This is a genomic window from Bradyrhizobium sp. CB1015 (genome assembly GCF_025200925.1).
Lineage (GTDB): Bacteria > Pseudomonadota > Alphaproteobacteria > Rhizobiales > Xanthobacteraceae > Bradyrhizobium.
The window spans coordinates 6,034,994-6,052,065 of record NZ_CP104174.1; the positions used below are offsets into that span (position 1 = coordinate 6,034,994).

Annotated in this window: 18 protein-coding genes and 1 pseudogene; 11 read left to right on the forward strand and 8 right to left on the reverse strand. The window is 65.4% G+C overall.

Translation table 11 applies throughout. The annotated features are described in order from the left end of the window. Window positions 1-38: 38 nt before the first annotated feature. Window positions 39-421: pseudogene (locus N2604_RS28305) on the reverse strand (response regulator). Between the two features lie 234 nt (window positions 422-655). On the opposite strand from N2604_RS28305, the gene N2604_RS28310 reads away from it, so the two are divergent. Genes N2604_RS28310 through N2604_RS28320 form a run of 3 tightly spaced genes read left to right on the forward strand, consistent with a single transcriptional unit; the run spans window position 656 to window position 4,803 of the window. Continuing rightward, on the forward strand, window positions 656-3,481 hold the full coding sequence (locus tag N2604_RS28310) for a PAS domain S-box protein (RefSeq protein WP_260371354.1): 2,826 nt from the start codon (window positions 656-658) through the stop codon (window positions 3,479-3,481). Window positions 3,482-3,539: 58 nt separating this feature from the next. After that, window positions 3,540-4,538, forward strand: coding sequence for a P1 family peptidase (locus N2604_RS28315; protein WP_260371355.1), 999 nt, complete (start codon window positions 3,540-3,542; stop codon window positions 4,536-4,538). Window positions 4,539-4,590: 52 nt separating this feature from the next. Beyond that, window positions 4,591-4,803 carry a KTSC domain-containing protein gene (locus N2604_RS28320; protein WP_260371356.1) on the forward strand — a complete coding sequence of 71 codons (213 nt, stop codon included), beginning with the start codon at window positions 4,591-4,593 and terminating at the stop codon, window positions 4,801-4,803. Between the two features lie 13 nt (window positions 4,804-4,816). On the opposite strand, the gene N2604_RS28325 is transcribed toward N2604_RS28320, so the two are convergent. Continuing rightward, the gene (locus N2604_RS28325; protein ID WP_260371357.1) at window positions 4,817-5,572 is read right to left on the reverse strand and encodes an EF-hand domain-containing protein; all 756 of its coding nucleotides are present in this window, start codon (window positions 5,570-5,572) and stop codon (window positions 4,817-4,819) included. 254 nt (window positions 5,573-5,826) lie between these two features. Here N2604_RS28325 and rpe point away from each other — a divergent pair, with 254 nt between their 5' ends. The 5 genes from rpe to N2604_RS28350 all read left to right on the forward strand — a co-directional run bounded on the left by rpe (window position 5,827) and on the right by N2604_RS28350 (window position 7,806). Continuing rightward, entirely contained in the window at window positions 5,827-6,528 is a 702-nt protein-coding gene (rpe, locus tag N2604_RS28330; protein ID WP_260371358.1) for a ribulose-phosphate 3-epimerase, read from the forward strand. A 47-nt stretch (window positions 6,529-6,575) separates the two neighbouring features. Beyond that, a complete protein-coding gene (locus N2604_RS28335; protein ID WP_260371359.1) occupies window positions 6,576-7,175 on the forward strand; it encodes a hypothetical protein in 600 nt (199 codons plus the stop codon). 90 nt (window positions 7,176-7,265) lie between these two features. Continuing rightward, entirely contained in the window at window positions 7,266-7,406 is a 141-nt protein-coding gene (locus N2604_RS28340) for a hypothetical protein (RefSeq protein ID WP_260371360.1), read from the forward strand. Window positions 7,407-7,411: 5 nt separating this feature from the next. Next, the gene (locus N2604_RS28345) at window positions 7,412-7,594 is read left to right on the forward strand and encodes a hypothetical protein (protein WP_260371361.1); all 183 of its coding nucleotides are present in this window, start codon (window positions 7,412-7,414) and stop codon (window positions 7,592-7,594) included. Window positions 7,595-7,617: 23 nt separating this feature from the next. Beyond that, complete coding sequence (locus tag N2604_RS28350) at window positions 7,618-7,806, forward strand: hypothetical protein (protein WP_260371362.1); 189 nt, start codon at window positions 7,618-7,620, stop codon at window positions 7,804-7,806. Between the two features lie 27 nt (window positions 7,807-7,833). On the opposite strand, the gene N2604_RS28355 is transcribed toward N2604_RS28350, so the two are convergent. The 5 genes from N2604_RS28355 to N2604_RS28375 form a co-directional block, all read right to left on the reverse strand. Next, window positions 7,834-9,267, reverse strand: coding sequence for a bifunctional serine/threonine-protein kinase/universal stress protein (locus tag N2604_RS28355; protein WP_260371363.1), 1,434 nt, complete (start codon window positions 9,265-9,267; stop codon window positions 7,834-7,836). 6 nt (window positions 9,268-9,273) lie between these two features. Beyond that, the gene (locus tag N2604_RS28360; protein WP_260371364.1) at window positions 9,274-10,014 is read right to left on the reverse strand and encodes a metallophosphoesterase; all 741 of its coding nucleotides are present in this window, start codon (window positions 10,012-10,014) and stop codon (window positions 9,274-9,276) included. Window positions 10,015-10,131: 117 nt separating this feature from the next. After that, window positions 10,132-10,737 (reverse strand): hypothetical protein, encoded by a 606-nt coding sequence (locus N2604_RS28365; RefSeq protein ID WP_260371365.1) that lies wholly within the window; start codon window positions 10,735-10,737, stop codon window positions 10,132-10,134. Further along, window positions 10,730-11,401, reverse strand: coding sequence for a hypothetical protein (locus tag N2604_RS28370; RefSeq protein ID WP_260371366.1), 672 nt, complete (start codon window positions 11,399-11,401; stop codon window positions 10,730-10,732). Before N2604_RS28370 ends, N2604_RS28365 begins: the two co-directional genes overlap by 8 nt. Further along, window positions 11,398-12,183, reverse strand: coding sequence for a MotA/TolQ/ExbB proton channel family protein (locus N2604_RS28375; RefSeq protein WP_260371367.1), 786 nt, complete (start codon window positions 12,181-12,183; stop codon window positions 11,398-11,400). The genes N2604_RS28370 and N2604_RS28375 overlap by 4 nt, the downstream gene beginning before the upstream one ends. Before the next feature lie 387 nt (window positions 12,184-12,570). Between N2604_RS28375 and N2604_RS28380 the strand changes: the two genes are divergently transcribed. Continuing rightward, entirely contained in the window at window positions 12,571-12,876 is a 306-nt protein-coding gene (locus N2604_RS28380) for a hypothetical protein (RefSeq protein ID WP_260371368.1), read from the forward strand. Window positions 12,877-13,287: 411 nt separating this feature from the next. Here N2604_RS28380 and N2604_RS28385 read toward each other — a convergent pair whose 3' ends face one another. Next, window positions 13,288-13,872: a TetR family transcriptional regulator gene (locus N2604_RS28385; protein ID WP_260371369.1), complete on the reverse strand. Its 585-nt coding sequence runs from the start codon at window positions 13,870-13,872 to the stop codon at window positions 13,288-13,290. A gap of 551 nt (window positions 13,873-14,423) precedes the next feature. Here N2604_RS28385 and purB point away from each other — a divergent pair. Together purB and N2604_RS28395 are read left to right on the forward strand one after the other, a co-directional pair. Further along, the gene (gene purB, locus N2604_RS28390) at window positions 14,424-15,731 is read left to right on the forward strand and encodes an adenylosuccinate lyase (protein WP_212436136.1); all 1,308 of its coding nucleotides are present in this window, start codon (window positions 14,424-14,426) and stop codon (window positions 15,729-15,731) included. A gap of 148 nt (window positions 15,732-15,879) precedes the next feature. After that, window positions 15,880-17,052, forward strand: coding sequence for a M20 aminoacylase family protein (locus tag N2604_RS28395; protein WP_260371370.1), 1,173 nt, complete (start codon window positions 15,880-15,882; stop codon window positions 17,050-17,052). Window positions 17,053-17,072: the final 20 nt, after the last annotated feature.

The following is a 17,072-nucleotide window of genomic DNA, read 5'->3' on the forward strand; positions in this document are numbered from 1 at the left end:
GACCACGCCCCGGCTTGCCGGGGCGTTTTTTTGCCCGGTCAGACCGCGGCCGACATCTCGCCGCCCGCCGCGGCCTGGGCCTTGCGGAGCGCCTGCAGGAGATCGTTCGGCCGAAACGGCTTTTGCAGGCAGGCCACGTTGGCGAGATGGGGCGATTGGTCCATGAAATCGAGCGCCGTCATCCCGGATACCGCAACGACGGGCAGCGCCGGCGCGCGCTCGCGCAGGGACGTGATGACATCGACGCCGCTGGTATCGCCGAGGAAGATGTCCACGATCGCGGCGTCAAAGGGGCTTTCCGCAAAGGCCTTCAGCCCCGCCGCGCCGCTTTCGGCCTCCACGACCTCGAAACGATTGCCCCGAAGCACGATCGCGACCATCGGACGTCCTTGTGGTCGTCGATGATGAGAACGCGTGGCATGGGAGCAACTCCCGATCTCGAAACCGAAATCGCTTGTTTCAAAGCTGGAACCCGCTGCCGCGGATGGGCATTATGACACCGCCCTGTAAAGCGCCCCTTACCGATCCCTGTTCCGTGCATCCACCGAAATTAGGTAAACTGTAACCCTCGGTTGAGTCGTAAACCGGTTCCGTCACGACCCGCGCCCAAAACCCGCTACGATGCACGGATTACCGGCGAATGAGACTAGCGGAGATGCTCAAACCCGACCTGCTCAGCACCGACTCGCGCGAACTGGACGTGCCTGCGACGATCGACCGAAACGCCTTTCTGTCGACCCTCCCGGCCACTTCGGCCGACCGCACTGCAGCATTGACGATTGTCGGTGTGTCCTCCCTGCTGTTCGCCGCGGCCGTGCCCTTCGCCGGTACCCCGCTCCTGCCGGCCCCCGCCTTCGTCGCCAGCTATCAATCCGCGCTGGCCGTGAGCGACATCGTCACGGCCGTGCTGCTGCTATCGCAATTTGCGATCTTGCGGACCCGCGCGCTGCTGTGGCTCGCGAGCGGCTATCTCTTCACCGCCGCGGCGGCGCTGGTACATGCCCTCACCTTCCCCGGCCTGTTCACGCCGACCGGACTCTTCTGTGCGGGCCGGCAGACCACGGTCTGGCTCTACATGGTCTGGCACGCCGGCTTTCCGCTCTGCGTGATGGCGTATGCCTGGCTGAAAGAAAAGGACGGTGGACCCCGGGTCCGCGGCGCGGCAAGCAACGCAATTTATGCCAGCGTGCTCTGCGTCATCGCCGTGATGGCCGTGTTCGCCTGGATCGTCACCGCGCAGCACGATCTGTTGCCGGTCCTGCTGAGCGAGGGCCGCTACACGGCGACCATGATCGGAGTCGTGTCCTTCGTGTGGTCGCTGAGCTTTGCCGCGCTGGTCTCGCTCTGGTTCCGCAAGCCGCATACGGTGATCGACATCTGGCTGATGGTGGTCATGTGCGCCTGGCTGTTCGACATCGCCCTGTCGGCGATCGTCAACATCGCACGCTTCGATCTCGGCTTCTATGCCGGCCGGCTCTACGGCCTCGCGGCGGCGACCTTCGTGCTCGCGGTGCTGCTGATCGAGAATGTCCGCCTGCAGGCGCGCACGGTGGGCCTCGTCGGAAGGCTGCGCCAGCAATCGGCCTCTGAACGCGACTATTTCGGCAAGCGCCTCGCGCTGTACGGCGCAGTCGTCGAATCGTCCAACGACGCGATCATCACCAAGTCGCTCGACGGCATCATCACCGGCTGGAACAAGGCCGCCGAACATCTGTTCGGCTACTCCGCCGCCGAGGCCGTCGGCAGGCCGATCGACATCATCGTGCCGCCGGATCGCAAGGGCGAAGTCAGAAGCATCCTCAACCGGATCGCCAGCAACGAGTCGATCGCCCAGCACGAGACGGTCCGAATCCGGAAAGACGGCCGCCCGCTCGACGTCGTCCTGAACATCTCACCGCTGCGGACCGACGATGGCGAGATCATCGGCGTCTCCAAGATCGCCCATGACATCACCGAAGAAAAGCAGGCCAGAGAGAAGCTGCGCCGCGAGACCGAGGAACGCCAGCGCATCTTCGAGACATCGCAGGACCTGATCCTGGTCACTGACGGCTATGGCAATTTCATCCAGGTCAGCCCGAGCGTGCGGAACATTCTCGGCTACAGCCCAGAGGACATGGTCGGGCACAGCGCGATCGAATTCATCCATCCCGACGATCTCGAGAGGACGCGGAACGAGATGCGCGCAGCCCGTCGCGGCGCGGTCAAGCGCAGCTTCGAGGCGCGCTACTACCATTACGACGGTCACGAGGTCGCGCTGAACTGGATGGGCACCTGGTCGGAGCCGGTGAAACGCCACTTCTTCATCGGCCGCGACCTCACCGACAAGCAGGCGGCCGAAGCCCAGCTCCGGCAGGTCCAGAAGATGGACTCGATCGGCCACTTGACCGGCGGCGTCGCCCACGACTTCAACAACGTGCTGACCGTGATCACGGGCACGATCGGCATTCTCAGCGACGCGGTCGCCGACCGGCCCGAGCTTGCCGCGATCACCAAGCTGATCGACGACGCCGCCGAGCGCGGCGCGCAGCTGACCAAGCATCTGCTCGCCTTCGCCCGCAAGCAGCCGCTCCAGCCGCGCGAGATCGACGTCAACGCACTGGTGCTCGAAGCCGCCAAGCTGCTGCATCCGACGCTCGGCGAGCAGATCACCATCATGCCGCAGCTCACCGAGGATGCCTGGCCGACGCTGGTCGACCCGGGCCAGCTCTCCACCGCCATTCTCAATCTCGCGCTGAACGCGCGCGACGCCATGCCCGACGGCGGCACCCTGGTGCTGGAGACCCGCAACATCTTCCTCGACGACGGCTATGCCAGCATGAATCCCGACGTCCTTGCCGGCAATTACGTGATGATCGCCGTCAGCGACACCGGCAGCGGAATTCCTGCCGAGCTGATCGACCGGGTGTTCGATCCTTTCTTCACCACCAAGGAGGTCGGCAAGGGCACCGGCCTCGGCCTCAGCATGGTGTTCGGCTTCGTCAAGCAATCGGGCGGCCACATCAAGATCTACAGCGAGGAAGGCCATGGCACGAGCGTGAAGATCTACCTGCCGCGCTCGACCGGGGTGCAGGAGACCGAGTTCGAGGCGCTCCAGAACGCGCCCATCACCGGCGGCAACGAGAAGATACTGATCGTCGAGGACGATGCGCTGGTCCGGCAGTATGTCATGACGCAGGTCAAGAGCCTCGGCTATACCGCGCTCGAGGCCGCCAACGGCGCCGAGGCGCTCAATATCATCGACAGCGACGAGACTATCGACCTGCTCTTCACCGACATCATCATGCCCGGCAACATGAACGGCCGCCAGCTGGCCGACGAAGCGCACAGGCGCCGCCCCGATCTGAAGACGCTGTTCACCTCGGGCTACACCGAGAACGCCATCGTCCATCACGGCCGACTTGATTCCGGCGTGCTGCTGCTGGCCAAGCCCTACCGCAAGTCCGAGCTCGCCAAGATGCTGAGGACCGCGCTCGCCAGTTGAGCCTGCGGCATTGCTGCGCTATCGCAGATCGTGAATTGCTCTCAACGACGAGGCCGCCGTGAAGAACCTTCTCACCGATATCGCCGGCGTGCGGGTCGGCCATGCCGAGGACCCGAAAGTCGGCTCCGGCGCGACCGCGATCATCTTCGATTCTCCCGCCATCGCCGCGATCGACGTTCGCGGCGGCGGCCCCGGCACGCGCGAGGATGCACTGCTCGATCTCGCCAACACGATCGAGCGCGTCGACGCCATCGCGCTGTCGGGCGGCTCGGCCTTCGGCCTCGACACCGGCGGCGGCGTACAGGCCTGGCTCGCCGAGCAGGGCCGCGGCCACCGGGTTCGCGAAGCGCTGATCCCGATCGTGCCGGGGGCGATCCTGTTCGACCTGCTCAATGGCGGCGACAAGGCCTGGGGACGCTTCTCGCCTTATCGCGACCTCGGCTATGCCGCGGCCACCGCCGCCACCAGCGCGGATTTCACGCTTGGCAGCGTCGGCGCCGGCTTCGGCGCCACCACCGCGACGTTCAAGGGCGGCCTCGGCTCCGCATCGGCCGTGACGCCGAGCGGAATCAAGGTCGCGGCGATCGTCGCCGTCAACGCCGTGGGCAGCGTCACCGTCGGCAATGGCCCGTGGTTCTGGGCGGCGCCGTTCGAGATGGACGGCGAATTCGGCGGACGCGGCCTGCCGGACAAGTTCACCGAGGACATGCTCCGCATGCGCATCAAGGGCGGGCCTGCCGCGAGCGCGCGGGAAAACACCACCATCGGCGCCGTCGTGACCAACGCGGTGCTGACCAAGCCCCAGGCCAAGCGGCTGGCGATGATCGCGCATACCGGCTTCGCCCGCGCGATCTATCCGGTGCACGCGCCGACCGACGGCGACGTGCTGTTTGCCGCTGCCACGTGCGAAAAGCCGATCGAGCCGCTGGTCGGCCTCACCGAGCTCGGCACGATCGCCGCCAACGTGGTCGCCCGCGCGATCGCCCGCGGTGTCTACAGCGCGACGGCCTTGCCGTTTCCGGGCGCGCAGCCGGCTTGGCAGGACCGGTTCGGCTAGGAGAGAAACGAAACGGCCCTCAACGCGTTACCGGCGGACAAGGTGCGCGGCCATGCCCGCTTCCGTGATCCGCTTCTTTCGCTATGCGCCCGAGAAACGCGAGCTGAAGGTAACGTTCGTCAGCGGGCGTCTCTATGTTTATGAGGATGTTCCGCCCGAGGTCGCTGCCGCGTTCGAGGATGCGCGCGCAAAGGGAACGTTCTTCAATCGCGAAATCCGCGACCGCTACGTCTATCGTGACGCCACGCGCGAGCATGCGGGCTGATGTCGGATGCCGCTCAGACGCTCACGGACAGCGACGAACCAGCCGTCGACGCGGCGCTTTGCCCCTGCCCGCCTTGCTGCTGCATCAGCTGCGCGAACAGATCATAGGCCGAATTCCGCGGGCTGGAAGCGCCCGGCACCGTCGTCGACATCTTGAAGCCGTCGGCATAGGTGACGGTGGTGGTGGTCGAGCCGTCGGCATTGGTCGTCGTGGTCGACGTCGAGCCGCGGCTGGATTGTGACGAGGAATCCGACCCATCGCCCGCGCCCTGCGCATGATGACGACCGCCCCCCAGCGCCTTCGTCATCTCTCCGAGATTGATGCTGCCATCCGCATTCGCGTCCATCTTCGAGAACACGTCGTCGGCCTGGGCCAGGTTGGTGCCGCCCGCACCGAGCGCGCCCTCGAACTCCGACTTGGTGATCTTGCCGTCGCCGTCCGCGTCGATCTGCGAGAACAGGTCCTTCAGGGCGGCCTCACGGCTCTTCGGCGTCGAGGATGTCGAGCTCGACAAGGCCGCGCCGTCGGCCGACTGGCTCTGCGCCGCGAACAGCGCGTTCATCGTCTCCGACGAGATCTGCGGATATTTGCCTGCATTGACCGACGAGGTTGCGCCGGCCGTGCTGCTGCTGCCGCTGTCGATTGCGAACGGATTGGCCGGCGCGCTCTGCGAAGCGCCCGTCTTGTGCGCCGCCGACGACGATTTCGAGTTCGTCAGCGACTGGATCGCGTCGAGCGCGCTCGAGACCGCACTTAGGGCGAACAACATTGCACAACTCCAACAGGATGCGGCACGCCGCGACCAATGTTCTGCGGCTGAAGTCAGCAAGCGCCGTGCCATCGCGAAAAGCTCAATGAAATCCACGTCCATCAGGTCGTGCAGGTCGCGGGAACATCGGCAATTCATGCCGCCAGCGGCAGAAATTTCCGCCCACAGGAAGCGCGCCCCTCCTGCATTGCCCGCCACAAGGGCCCATGTTAGGCGAGGCCATTCGTCGTCCATCCGCCACGGGAAAACGTGCCATGACCCAAGCTTTCGTCCCCCGCCCCCTCGCCATTGCGCCCTCGATCCTGGCCTCGGACTTCTCGAAGCTCGGCGAGGAGGTGCGCAGCGTGGACGCCGCCGGTGCCGACTGGATCCATCTCGACGTGATGGACGGGCACTTCGTTCCGAACATCTCCTACGGCCCTGATGTCGTCAAGGCGATGCGCCCGCACACCAAGAAGATCTTCGACGCGCATCTGATGATCTCGCCCTGCGATCCCTATCTCGAGGCCTTCGCCAAAGCCGGCTGCGACCACATCACCGTGCACGCGGAGGCGGGTCCCCACCTGCACCGCTCGCTCCAGGCGATCCGCGCGCTCGGCAAGAAGGCCGGCGTCTCGCTCAATCCGGCGACGCCGATCAGCGCGCTCGAATACGTCCTCGACCTCGTCGACCTCGTGCTGGTGATGTCGGTCAATCCGGGCTTCGGCGGCCAGGCCTTCATTCCCTCCGCGATCAACAAGATCCGCGACATCCGGGCAATGGTAGCCGGCCGTCCGATCGACATCGAGGTCGACGGCGGCGTCGGCCCCGATGTTGCGGGCGCGCTTGCCGCGGCCGGCGCCAACGCCTTCGTCGCCGGCACCTCGGTGTTCAAGGGCGGCACGCTGGACTCCTACAAAACCAACATCGCCGCGATCCGCAACGCGGCACTTGGGGCACGCGGCGAGGCGGTCTGAGACCATCGCTATCCGAACCGGAGCTGCGGCCGCCGCGACCAACGGGAATGGATGAACTCCGCGCCACTCCGTTTTCTGCCGGCCTGCTTCGTCTTCTCGCCGAGTCGCTTCAGGATGGAGAGCAAGTGGTCTGGCAGGGGCAGCCCGACGGCATCGCCCGCGCGGCAATGTGGCGATTTCTCTGGTGGATCGGATTTCCCTGGTTGTTGCTCACCGTCGTCGCCGTCAGGAACGATTGGATCGGCCAAGCGACCCAACCTCTCGCGATGCTTGGAGTCGGGATGGTTGCAGCTCCGTTCGTGATGCTGCTGCAAGACCTGCAGACGCTTTATGTGATCACCGACCGCCGCGCGCTGATCGTGCGCACGGCCTGGAGCAGACGCAGCGTGACCGCGACTTCGTTCGACGCCATGGATGCAGTGTTCGAAATCCTCGACATCGGCGGCGGCGTCGGCCACCTCAACTTTGCGTCAGGGCGCTCGACCCGTTCGCCCGATACCGACTACACCGGGCGCTATGGGTTTCGCTGTGTTCGAGACGCACGGCGCATCCGGGATATCCTCGACGATGCGCGCACCGGCAAAGTACGCCGGTCGCCCTCGGGAAGAACTGCGGCTTCTACGGGTGCTGCAAGGCGCAAAGCTTAAAATTGTAGCCTTGGTCCGTACTCATCCGGACTTCACTGATTCGCGCAAATCATTGCAAGTGGTTCCTGCCTGTTATCGCGGGAGCACATCATGACGACGACTCTGGTTTGGACTGGCGTGGCGTTGTGGATCGGTTTCAGTGCATTTGTCGTGTTCGGTCCGTCGGCCGGACCGGTCGAGGCCCCGGTACGTTCAGCCAGCAACATCCGTCGCGCCCGCGACAGGGGCTGACGTCCATGCAGACCGCACTCGTGAAGCGTCATCACCCGAGGCGCAGGTGCCGGATTCCACGGCGTCCGCATCCGAGCCTCGACTATTTCTTCGGCCGCCTCGAGCGCGCCGTTGGCACGCTGGACGATGATGCCGGGCTCGACAATTCGGACCTCGACCGTTCGCTTGCCTCGCCGCGCCGACACTGAGACTTCTTTTCCCGGACCGCCCCATGAAACCGCATTGCCCGAACTGCCTGAAGGAAATGACCAAGGCGTCCGCGTCGCGTAACCTGTTCAATTGCGAGCCCTGCCGCGAGATCATCCAGTATTTCGGCGGCAGCGCGGATCACGGCGAGCGAGGGCCGCAATTCTCCTGGCCGATCCGCCGCAAGCGCGCCATGGCCGTCCACGCGGCCTGATCCAGCCCGCAAGTCGCCCCCGCCGGCCTAACCTTCGCCGGCCTCCGCTCCCCCGGCGTCCCCCGCCATCCGCGGCGGCCGCACCACGGTGACGGTGCAGCTCGCCTCCGCGGCCACCTTGGCCGACACGCTGCCGAGCAGGGTGCGCCGGAACGAGCTCTGCCGCGCGCCGATGATGACGTGGTCGACCTGGTTGGCCTCGGCAAACTCAAGGATCGCGGCGGCGGGGTCGACCGCCTCCAGCACGTGAGCCGACAGCCGGCTCTCGTCCAGCTTGAGCGGCGTTGCCCAATGCCTGAGCGCGACCAGGCGATCGATGTGCTTGTTGGAGCCCTGCTCGTCCAATGTCCGATCGATCGCGATGCGGTTCAGCTTGAGCACGTTGACGCAGGCAAGCCGCGCCGACGGCAAGGTGGCGAGGATACGCTCGGTGGTCACGCGCAGCGCCTCGTTCAGCTCCGGAGCGCCCTCCGCGGTGTCGAGCGCAACGGCGAGGATCGGGCTCGATGCGATCTGGGCTGCCACATCCGATTTCGCGCGCGGCGCCATGGCGCCCTGGTTGAAGCGCCGCCGCCAGGCGACGCCGAGGGAATCGCGTTTCACCCGCTCCGAGCGCGCAGTGAGCTTCACCTTGTCCGGATGGGCGAGATCGAAGGCGAGCTGGGACGCCGTCGGATAGCGCCACACCGGCTCGATCTCGAGACACCGCAACACCACCTCCTGAAGCCAGGGCGGATAATCCGCACGAAGCTTCCGCGGCGGATGCGGATCGCGCCACAGCCGGCGCCGCATCGCCCGCAGCGTCTCGCCCTCGCCGAACGGCCGCTCGCCGGTGGTGAAGAAGTAGAGCAGCACGCCGAGCGAAAACAGATCGCTGCGCGGATCGTCGCGCACCCCGAGCAGCCGCTCGGGTGCCATATAGGGCGCGGTGCCGTAAGGCAGGCGGAATTCCTCCTGCAGGAGGTCCGGCAGGTGGTTGTGATGCGACAGGCCGTAGTCGATCAGCACCGCTTCGCCGCTCTCGCGGACCATGATGCTGCTCGGCTTGATGTCGTGATGGATCACGTTCTGCCGGTGCAGATCGGCAAGCGCAGTTGCGATCCTGGCGACGAGCTGCCGCGCCTCGTCATAGGGCAGCGGCAGGTCGGGGAGCCGCTTGTACAGCGTGGCGCCTGGAATGCGCTCGATCACGACATAGGCTTGGCGGGCGAAATCGCCGGTGCCGGAGCAGGCCGGCACGTGCGGCCCCGCAAGCCGCGGCAGGATCATCATCTCCATCTCGAAGGACACGATCGCGGCGGGGTCCTCGCCCTCCGACACCCGCGGGATCTTCATCAGCAGGGGCACGTCGATGCCGGGATGCGTGACGGTCCACAGCGTCGCCATGCCGCCGGCATGAACGCATTCGCCGATGATGTAACCGTCGATCTCCGCACCTGATTTCACCAGGGGTTTCGGCATCGGCCTCTAGCGCCCCAGCGACAGCCGGTCGGCCAGCCAGGACGGCAGCCCGTTGTCGCGAATCCTGCTTGCTGCGGTCGCGATGTCGTAAGGCGCGCGGCAATAGGTGATCTGGCACGACTCGGTGTCGAACAGTGCGAAGGCCGCCGACGGATCGCCGTCGCGGGGCTGGCCGACCGAGCCGAGCACGGCGAGCCATTGCCGTCCGCGCAGCAGCTGCACGGGGACGTCGGTCTTCGGCACGAAGCTCGTCATCTTCGCCGTCACCGACATCGAATAGAGCGCCGGCCTGTGGATGTGGCCGCAAAAGGTGACGTGGGCCTGTGTCGCAATCAGGCTCTTGGCGGCGTCCACGGTGGTGCGGACATAGTGCCAGCGCTGCGGATGCGAGGCTTCCGCGTGCACGAACAGGCGGCCATCGTCCTCCACCTGGATCGGCAATTCGGCCAGGAACCGCCGCTGCGCGGTGTCGAGGCGGCCGCGAGTCCATTCGATCGCGATCTGCGCCTCGGCGTTCATGGTCTCGGCCGTGGAATTGATCGCCTGGTCGTGATTGCCGCGCACCGCGACCGCGCCCTGCGCGACCAGCTCCATCGCGGTGTCCACCGCCCATTCCGGATCGGCGCCATAGCCGACGAAGTCGCCGAGCAGGGCGAACTGCTCCGCGCCCCTGGCGCGGGCAACCTTCAGGCAGGCCTCGAACGCCTGCCGGTTGCCATGGATATCCGAGAAGACAGCGAGAAGCACGCACCCTCCACCCTCAAATTCTTATTGGAGGCCGATGAGGCCAAATTGAGGGACGTCAACAAGATGCGCCAGCACCGCGCCGTTTGCCAGCACTGCCCTGCGGTGATGGTGAAGGGCCTATTGCTCGTCCTTCGGCGGCATTCGGGGCGGTGGAATCGGGGTGAATACCGCGCCTTCCGCGCCGGCCGGCGGGGCATTGAACTCGCCGGTCGAGGAATCGCCGCCGCTGGTCTCCAGGATGGTCTTCGGCGTCACATATTCCCGGACCATGTCGATCAGGCTGCCGTCGCCGCCGCCGAAATCCGCGGCGCGCCCTCCTTGCGGATGACCCGCCGCGATCTCGTTCTCCGCGGCGTGGGTCTTGTCCGCCAGCCGGTCATTGTAGGGCACACGAAAGGCGCGCGGGATGCCGCTCGGCCGATTGTCCTCGTCCAGCGCCTCGACCCAGAGGTAGATCGAGCCGGGGTCGCCCTGAAGCGAATGCGGCTCGACGATGCGGGCCTTCAGCAGCTTGAAGGTGGCCGGCAGCCGGTCGGAGCTGGCCCAGCCGAGCAGCCCGCGCATTTCGGTGAAGCTGACGATGTAGAAGGTGCTGGTCACGACCACGGCGATCGCCTTCAGCGACCAGTGCAGACGCGCATAGACCAGAACGACCAGCAGCAGTGCGCCGATGACGGCATAGGCGACCGACAGCGTCAGGATGACCGTTTGCGGATTACTCACGGCGCACCCTCACCCGGGTCTTCGGATCGACATCGGCGCCGTTGCGCCAGCTGCTTCGGAACGTCTCCAGCAGCGATTTCGGGCGCTGATCGACATTGACGACCTTGCCTTCCGCATCGATGCGGAATCGGACCGCGGTCTTCTCGTCGCCGGTGTGGTCGAGCGTGAACTTGTTGTCGAAGATCACCTGCGCAGTCGGATTGAGCTTCTGCACCTTCACATTGGCCGTCACAGGCTCGCCGGTGGTGGCGACGAAATGCGAGACGTTGACGGTGTATTCCCCGGCGAGGATGCCGCGCACGGTGACGATCTCCTCGCGGATGGGCGAGGCGATCCTCTTGCCGTTGACGACGATGAAATCGTTGGCTCCGCCGCGGTCGTCGCGGTCGAGTGTCAGGAAGCCGGCCTCGCGGTGGCGATACCAGGCGATGTTGCCGGCGGGATCCTGCACGAACAGGTCGAGATCGTCGGGGTGATTGTCCGGCCAGTCCAGCGTGATCATGAACTCCGCCTTGGAGTCGATCTTGCCGTCCTTGGCATCCGGGGAGACCGCGAGCAACGCCAGGAAGAACAGGAACGCGATCACCTGGAGCGCCTTGAACAGCATCACGCCCAGCGGGTCGAACGGCTCCTCGCGCGGATAGAGACCGAAATCATCCATCATGACGGCGTTCCGGCGCCTTTAATTCCAGCGCCTTTGCGCTCGAGGACCGGCGTCACATAGGTCTCGGTCAGCACCACCGCGTCCGAGAACACCCGCTGGGTCGCGGCATCCAGCATGTAGTACTGGATGCGGACCAGGATCGAGCCGACGAGGCCGGCGAGCGTGGTGTACATCGCGACCGCCATGCCGTCGCTCATCAAGCCCATCGAGGAGCGCATCGCGACCTTGTCGGCGGCATCCAGCCCCGCGATCGGCGCCAGCATGATGATGAAGCCGATGATGGTGCCGAGCAGGCCGAGCTTCATCAGCGTGTCGGAGACGAAGGCCCCGAAGCCGTTGGAGCCGCGCAGGCGATCGGCGAGCGTCCGCAGCAGCAGCGTCTGATCGACCGGGCGATAATCCTGCGCGGCGGCCTTGGTCACCAGGCTTTCGATATGGTCGCGCACCAGACCACGCGGCAGCGCCACCGCGCTCGCATCGAGCGCCTTGCTGCCGCCGGTCGCCGACAGCACTGCGCGGCAGCGCCGCGCCGCCGCCCCTTCCCGCGCGATCGCCCGCGTCCGCAGGAAGCAATGGCCGCAGGTGACGACATAGAGCGCCGCGATGACGCTGGAAATGTAGGTGCGGTCCGAGGTCAACATCAGATGGATCAGGCCGAAGCGCCACAGCAGCACGACGGCGAAGATCGACAGCCCGGTGAAGATCATCCAGAACAACAGCGCGCTCCGCTCGGATGGATCGGCCGCCTGGCTCGCGATTGGTCCAATCGTCATCGAACTCATGCTGCACCGCTCCTGGCTTGCAAGCACCGGCCTGCAACGTGTCCTCACCGATTAGATCAAAGCCGCCGTTTCAGGTCCAAAGACCCATGCCCAATCCGGCTTGGGAAATTTGCCCGAGCTGCAATCCCGACGTTCGCTGCGATTGGCAAGGCACGCTGCGTTGTCAGGCTGACCTTACCAAACGTCGGGGGTGATCGCATGCGCCTCGTGCTTCAGCTTATAGCCCGCCTGCTTCGGATCGTAGCGCTGTGACCGGTGGGCTGACGCGGATTTAGCAGCAAAGCTGCCACACAGCCTCATCCCTTGAGGGGCCTTCAATCTGCTGAACGAAATTGGAACGGTTCCGATCCGGCTCCGGTTAGTACGGCAGAGAAGGAGTAAAGGGTCATGAGTAAGGGTCACCCCAAAGCAGTCGACCATCCCCCGATCATCACCGTAGGCGAGCTCATCGACGAACTTTGCCGCCTGCCGGACACGGCCATCGTCCACTTTCGCTGCCCGATGTTCGATCAGGAGCTGACATTCTACCGGCTTCGAAGGCGGTCAAAGGACGCCGTCGAAATCGCGGTCAATGTGTATCCGGATAGTCCGCCGGTCGTGCCCTCGTCCGATCCTGCCTTCCACACGCGAAGACATTCTTCATCCGCGCCCTCGCTCCGCGACGGCGCCGCTCTCCAAAAGACCCGAGGTTGATTGAGAGCACCCAGGGGAGCGCTCACCCTCCCCCTGGAGGGGAGGGGCGGCATGCTATCGAGCGAAGCGAGATTGCATGACGGGGTGGGGTGACAGTCTCTCGACCGATACGGTGCCCGCGTGGAGAGATCACCCCACCCCGCTAGCGCTTCGCGCGATCGACCCTCCCCCTCCAGGGCAGGGCTATCGCATTTGAGAATTTTCCCTGCGGCCATCCTTCGAGACGCCCGCTTTGGGCGGGCTCCTCAGGATGAGGGCGGAGTGCGCGGCATCAGTTTCAACAAGCACTGACGCTGATTAGCCTCATCCTGAGGAGGCGCATAAGCGCCGTCTCGAAGGACGAGGCGTGCGCGCAGGCCGCCGCCACGAGTGATATGCGATAGCCCTGCCCTCCAGGGGAGGGTAAGAGCATCAAGCCTTCAGCCCACGCAGCAGCAGCGCCAGCGTCGCATCGACGCGCGCGGGGAGATCGGCGTCCTTCCATTCCTCGGCATGGGCCGGATGGTGGAAGCGGACGGTCGCATCGAAGATCGCGCGCGCGGTCGCCTTGGCGTCGCCCACGGCGAACTCGCCCCGCTTCACGCCGTCGGTCAGGATCGCCGCGATCTGGTCGATCATGGTGTCCTTGTGGCATTTGACGGCCGCGCAGGCCTCGCGTGCCAGGGTCAGATAAGTCTGGAACATCTCGGGGTCGTCGAGCACACGCGAACGCTTGGCTGCGAACAACGTGCGCAGCCAGCGGTCGAGCCTGTCGGGCGCCGGCCCCTGCTCCTTGGCGATCGCCAGCAGCGGGGCGTCGATGCGGTCCAGCCAGCGCTTGGCAACGGCCTCGCGCAGCGAGGCCTTGCTGGGGAAATGGCGGTAGACGCTGCCGTGGCTCACATCGAGCGCACGGGCAACGTCGACCACGGTGGCCTTGGCGAGTCCGTAGCGCCTGAGCACGTCCTCGGTGACTTCGAGGATCCGCTCCGGCGTCAAGACAACGGCTTCATTCATGCCAGCACCATGTTCCCGTTAGGGGCTCAGTTACCCGGCAGTAGGGCTGCTTCCGAAGCGCCTGTGCCGGTCGTTCGGAAAGCCTATGCCTTAATGAGGCAGTTTTGCAGCCTGCGCCGCGATCTGGCGCGCCACCAGCAAATTGAGCCAATGCCCAATCGCGCCGGTGAAATTGAGGATTTCGGTCGTCATTGTCCAAGTCTCCATTCGTCCGCGGTTCCCGTTCTTCAATCCGCCCTCCGATCCGACCTACGTCGGATGTCAGGCTCCCCGGGGCTGTCGCGGGACGCCCAATCGGAGCGTCCGAGAACGGATATACACGTCACGCTGACAGATTTCAATATCTGTCAGTCAATGATCCGTGATTGACAGTTAATATCTGCGGCCAGGCTCCGCCACCGGCCGGTCCGGTGGAAAGCTCGGCCATCCCCCTCTCCGATCGGCCCAGATCGTTTGTTTCGCCCTGCCCGCTCTGTTAAATCACGGCGTAAAAAGCATTTTGGCCGGCGCCGCCCTTCGAGGTCGCCCGCCCACCTTCCTGGAGCCGTCCAATGATCCCCCGCTACACCCGCCCGGAAATGGCCTCGATCTGGGAGCCGCAGACCCGGTTCAAGATCTGGTTCGAGATCGAGGCGCATGCAGCGGACGCGCTTGCCGAGCTCGGGACCATCCCCAAGGAGGCCGCCAGGACGGTCTGGGCCAAGGCCAAGGACGCCACCTTCGACGTCGCCCGCATCGACGAGATCGAGCGCGAGACCAAGCACGATGTCATCGCCTTCCTCACCCACCTCGCCGAGATCGTCGGCCCCGAGGCCCGCTTCGTGCACCAGGGCATGACCTCCTCCGACGTGCTCGATACCTGCCTCAACGTCCAGCTTACCCGCGCCGCCGACCTCCTGCTCGCCGACCTCGACAAGGTGCTGGCCGCGCTGAAGAAGCGCGCCTTCGAGCACAAGATGACACCGACGATCGGCCGCAGCCACGGCATCCACGCCGAGCCCGTGACCTTCGGGCTCAAGCTCGCTTATGCCTACGCCGAGTTCACCCGCGCCAAGGAGCGCCTGATTGCGGCGCGCAAGGAAGTCGCGACCTGCGCCATCTCCGGCGCCGTCGGCACCTTCGCGCAGATCGACCCGCGCGTCGAAGAGCATGTCGCGAAAGCCATGGGCCTGGTGCCGGAGCCGATCTCGACCCAGGTGATCCCGCGCGACCGTCACGCCATGTATTTCTCGACCCTCGGCGTCATCGCCTCCTCGATCGAGCGCATCGCGGTGGAGATCCGCCACATGCAGCGCACCGAGGTGCTGGAGGCCGAAGAGTTCTTTTCCGAAGGACAAAAGGGCTCCTCCGCGATGCCGCACAAGCGCAACCCGGTGCTGTCGGAGAATCTCACCGGTCTCTCCCGCATGGTGCGCGCCTATGTGACGCCGGCGCTGGAGAACGTCGTGCTCTGGCACGAGCGCGACATCTCGCACTCCTCGGCCGAGCGCATGATGGGCCCGGACGCGACCGTCACGCTCGACTTTGCGCTGGTGCGCCTCGCCGGCCTGATCGACAAGCTGCTGGTCTATCCCGCCAACATGCAGAAGAACCTCGACCGCCTCGGCGGCCTCGTGCATTCGCAGCGTGTGCTGCTGGCGCTGACCCAGAAGGGCGCCAGCCGCGAGGACGCCTACAAGCTCGTGCAGCGCAACGCCATGCCGGTCTGGCGCGGCGAAGGCGACTTCCTTCAGCTGTTGAAGAAGGACACTGAGGTGAAGAAATATCTCACCGACGCCGAGATCGAGGAGCAGTTCGACCTCGGCTATCACCTCAAGCACGTCGACACGATCTTCAAGCGCGTGTTCGGCGAGAGCTGATCTTCCCGTCATTCCGGGGCACGCGAAGCGTGAACTAGGGTGCGCAATCGCGCACCTGAGAATCTCGCGCTACAATCTCCGGATTCCGGGTTCGATGCTTCGCATCGCCCCGGAATGACGACAAAAGCCACAAGAAACGGATTCCCTCATGCCCATCGTCAACCGCGTCGCCGCCCTCTCCGACGAAATGGCCGCCTGGCGCCATGACTTCCACGAGAACCCCGAGCTGCTCTACGAAGTCCACCGCACCGCCGGCATCGTCGCCGATCGCTTGCGCGAATTCGGCTGCGACGAGGTGGTGACGGGCATCGGCCGAACCGGCGTGGTCGGCGTGATCCGCGGCCGCAAGTCGGCCTCCGGCAAGACCATCGGCCTGCGCGCCGACATGGATGCGCTGCCGATCATGGAGACCTCGGGCGTGCCCTATGCCTCAAAGGTCCCCGGCAAGATGCACGCCTGCGGCCATGACGGCCACACCGCGATGCTGTTGGGCGCGGCCAAATATCTCGCCGAGACGCGCAATTTCGACGGCACGGCCGTGATGATCTTTCAGCCCGCCGAGGAAGGCGGCGGCGGCGGCAAGGCCATGGTCGAGGACGGGCTGATGACGCGCTGGAACATCCAGGAGGTCTACGGCATGCACAATATGCCGAACCTGCCCGAGGGCCATTTCGCCACCACGCCCGGCCCGATGCTCGCCTCCTCCGACAACATCCAGATCATTGTTCGCGGCAAGGGTGGCCACGCCGGCGCCGGTCCGCACAAGTCGGTCGACAGCGTGCTGATCGGCTCGCAGATCGTGAACGCGCTGCAATCGATCGTGGCGCGCAACGTCGATCCGCTGAAATCGGCGGTCATCTCGATCACGCAATTCCACGCCGGCACCGCCTTCAACATCATCCCGGAGGTCGCCGAGCTCGCCGGCACGGTGCGCACGCTCGACCCCGACGTGCGCGATCTCGTCGAACGCCGTATCGGCGAGGTCGCCGACAGCATCGCCCGCGCCTATGGCGGCTCGGCCGAAACGAAATACACGCGGATGTATCCGGTGACGATGAACCATGCCCGCGAGGCCGGCCTTGCCGCCGACGTCGCCCGCGACATCGTCGGCGCTGATCGCGTCAACGACAAGTTCGTCCCGATGATGGGTGCCGAGGACTTCTCCTTCATGCTGGAGGCGCGTCCCGGCGCGATGGTGCTGGTCGGCATGGGCGACGGCAACGAGTGCCACCACCCGGCCTACACCTTCAACGACAACATCCTCGGCCACGGCGCCTCGTTCTGGGCGCGCCTGGTCGAGACGCGAATGCCGGCGGACTAGGACCGGTCTTGGTAATGGGA

Coding starts and splice junctions, on each gene's coding strand:
- N2604_RS28310 (WP_260371354.1), top strand. CDS start 656: ATGCTCAAACCCGACCTGCTCAGCACCGACTCGCGCGAACTGGACGTG.
- N2604_RS28320 (WP_260371356.1), top strand. CDS start 4,591: ATGCCCGCTTCCGTGATCCGCTTCTTTCGCTATGCGCCCGAGAAACGC.
- N2604_RS28325 (WP_260371357.1), bottom strand. CDS start 5,572: ATGTTGTTCGCCCTAAGTGCGGTCTCGAGCGCGCTCGACGCGATCCAG.
- rpe (WP_260371358.1), top strand. CDS start 5,827: ATGACCCAAGCTTTCGTCCCCCGCCCCCTCGCCATTGCGCCCTCGATC.
- N2604_RS28335 (WP_260371359.1), top strand. CDS start 6,576: ATGGATGAACTCCGCGCCACTCCGTTTTCTGCCGGCCTGCTTCGTCTT.
- N2604_RS28340 (WP_260371360.1), top strand. CDS start 7,266: ATGACGACGACTCTGGTTTGGACTGGCGTGGCGTTGTGGATCGGTTTC.
- N2604_RS28345 (WP_260371361.1), top strand. CDS start 7,412: ATGCAGACCGCACTCGTGAAGCGTCATCACCCGAGGCGCAGGTGCCGG.
- N2604_RS28350 (WP_260371362.1), top strand. CDS start 7,618: ATGAAACCGCATTGCCCGAACTGCCTGAAGGAAATGACCAAGGCGTCC.
- N2604_RS28355 (WP_260371363.1), bottom strand. CDS start 9,267: ATGCCGAAACCCCTGGTGAAATCAGGTGCGGAGATCGACGGTTACATC.
- N2604_RS28370 (WP_260371366.1), bottom strand. CDS start 11,401: ATGATGGATGATTTCGGTCTCTATCCGCGCGAGGAGCCGTTCGACCCG.
- N2604_RS28375 (WP_260371367.1), bottom strand. CDS start 12,183: ATGAGTTCGATGACGATTGGACCAATCGCGAGCCAGGCGGCCGATCCA.
- N2604_RS28380 (WP_260371368.1), top strand. CDS start 12,571: ATGAGTAAGGGTCACCCCAAAGCAGTCGACCATCCCCCGATCATCACC.
- N2604_RS28385 (WP_260371369.1), bottom strand. CDS start 13,872: ATGAATGAAGCCGTTGTCTTGACGCCGGAGCGGATCCTCGAAGTCACC.
- purB (WP_212436136.1), top strand. CDS start 14,424: ATGATCCCCCGCTACACCCGCCCGGAAATGGCCTCGATCTGGGAGCCG.
- N2604_RS28395 (WP_260371370.1), top strand. CDS start 15,880: ATGCCCATCGTCAACCGCGTCGCCGCCCTCTCCGACGAAATGGCCGCC.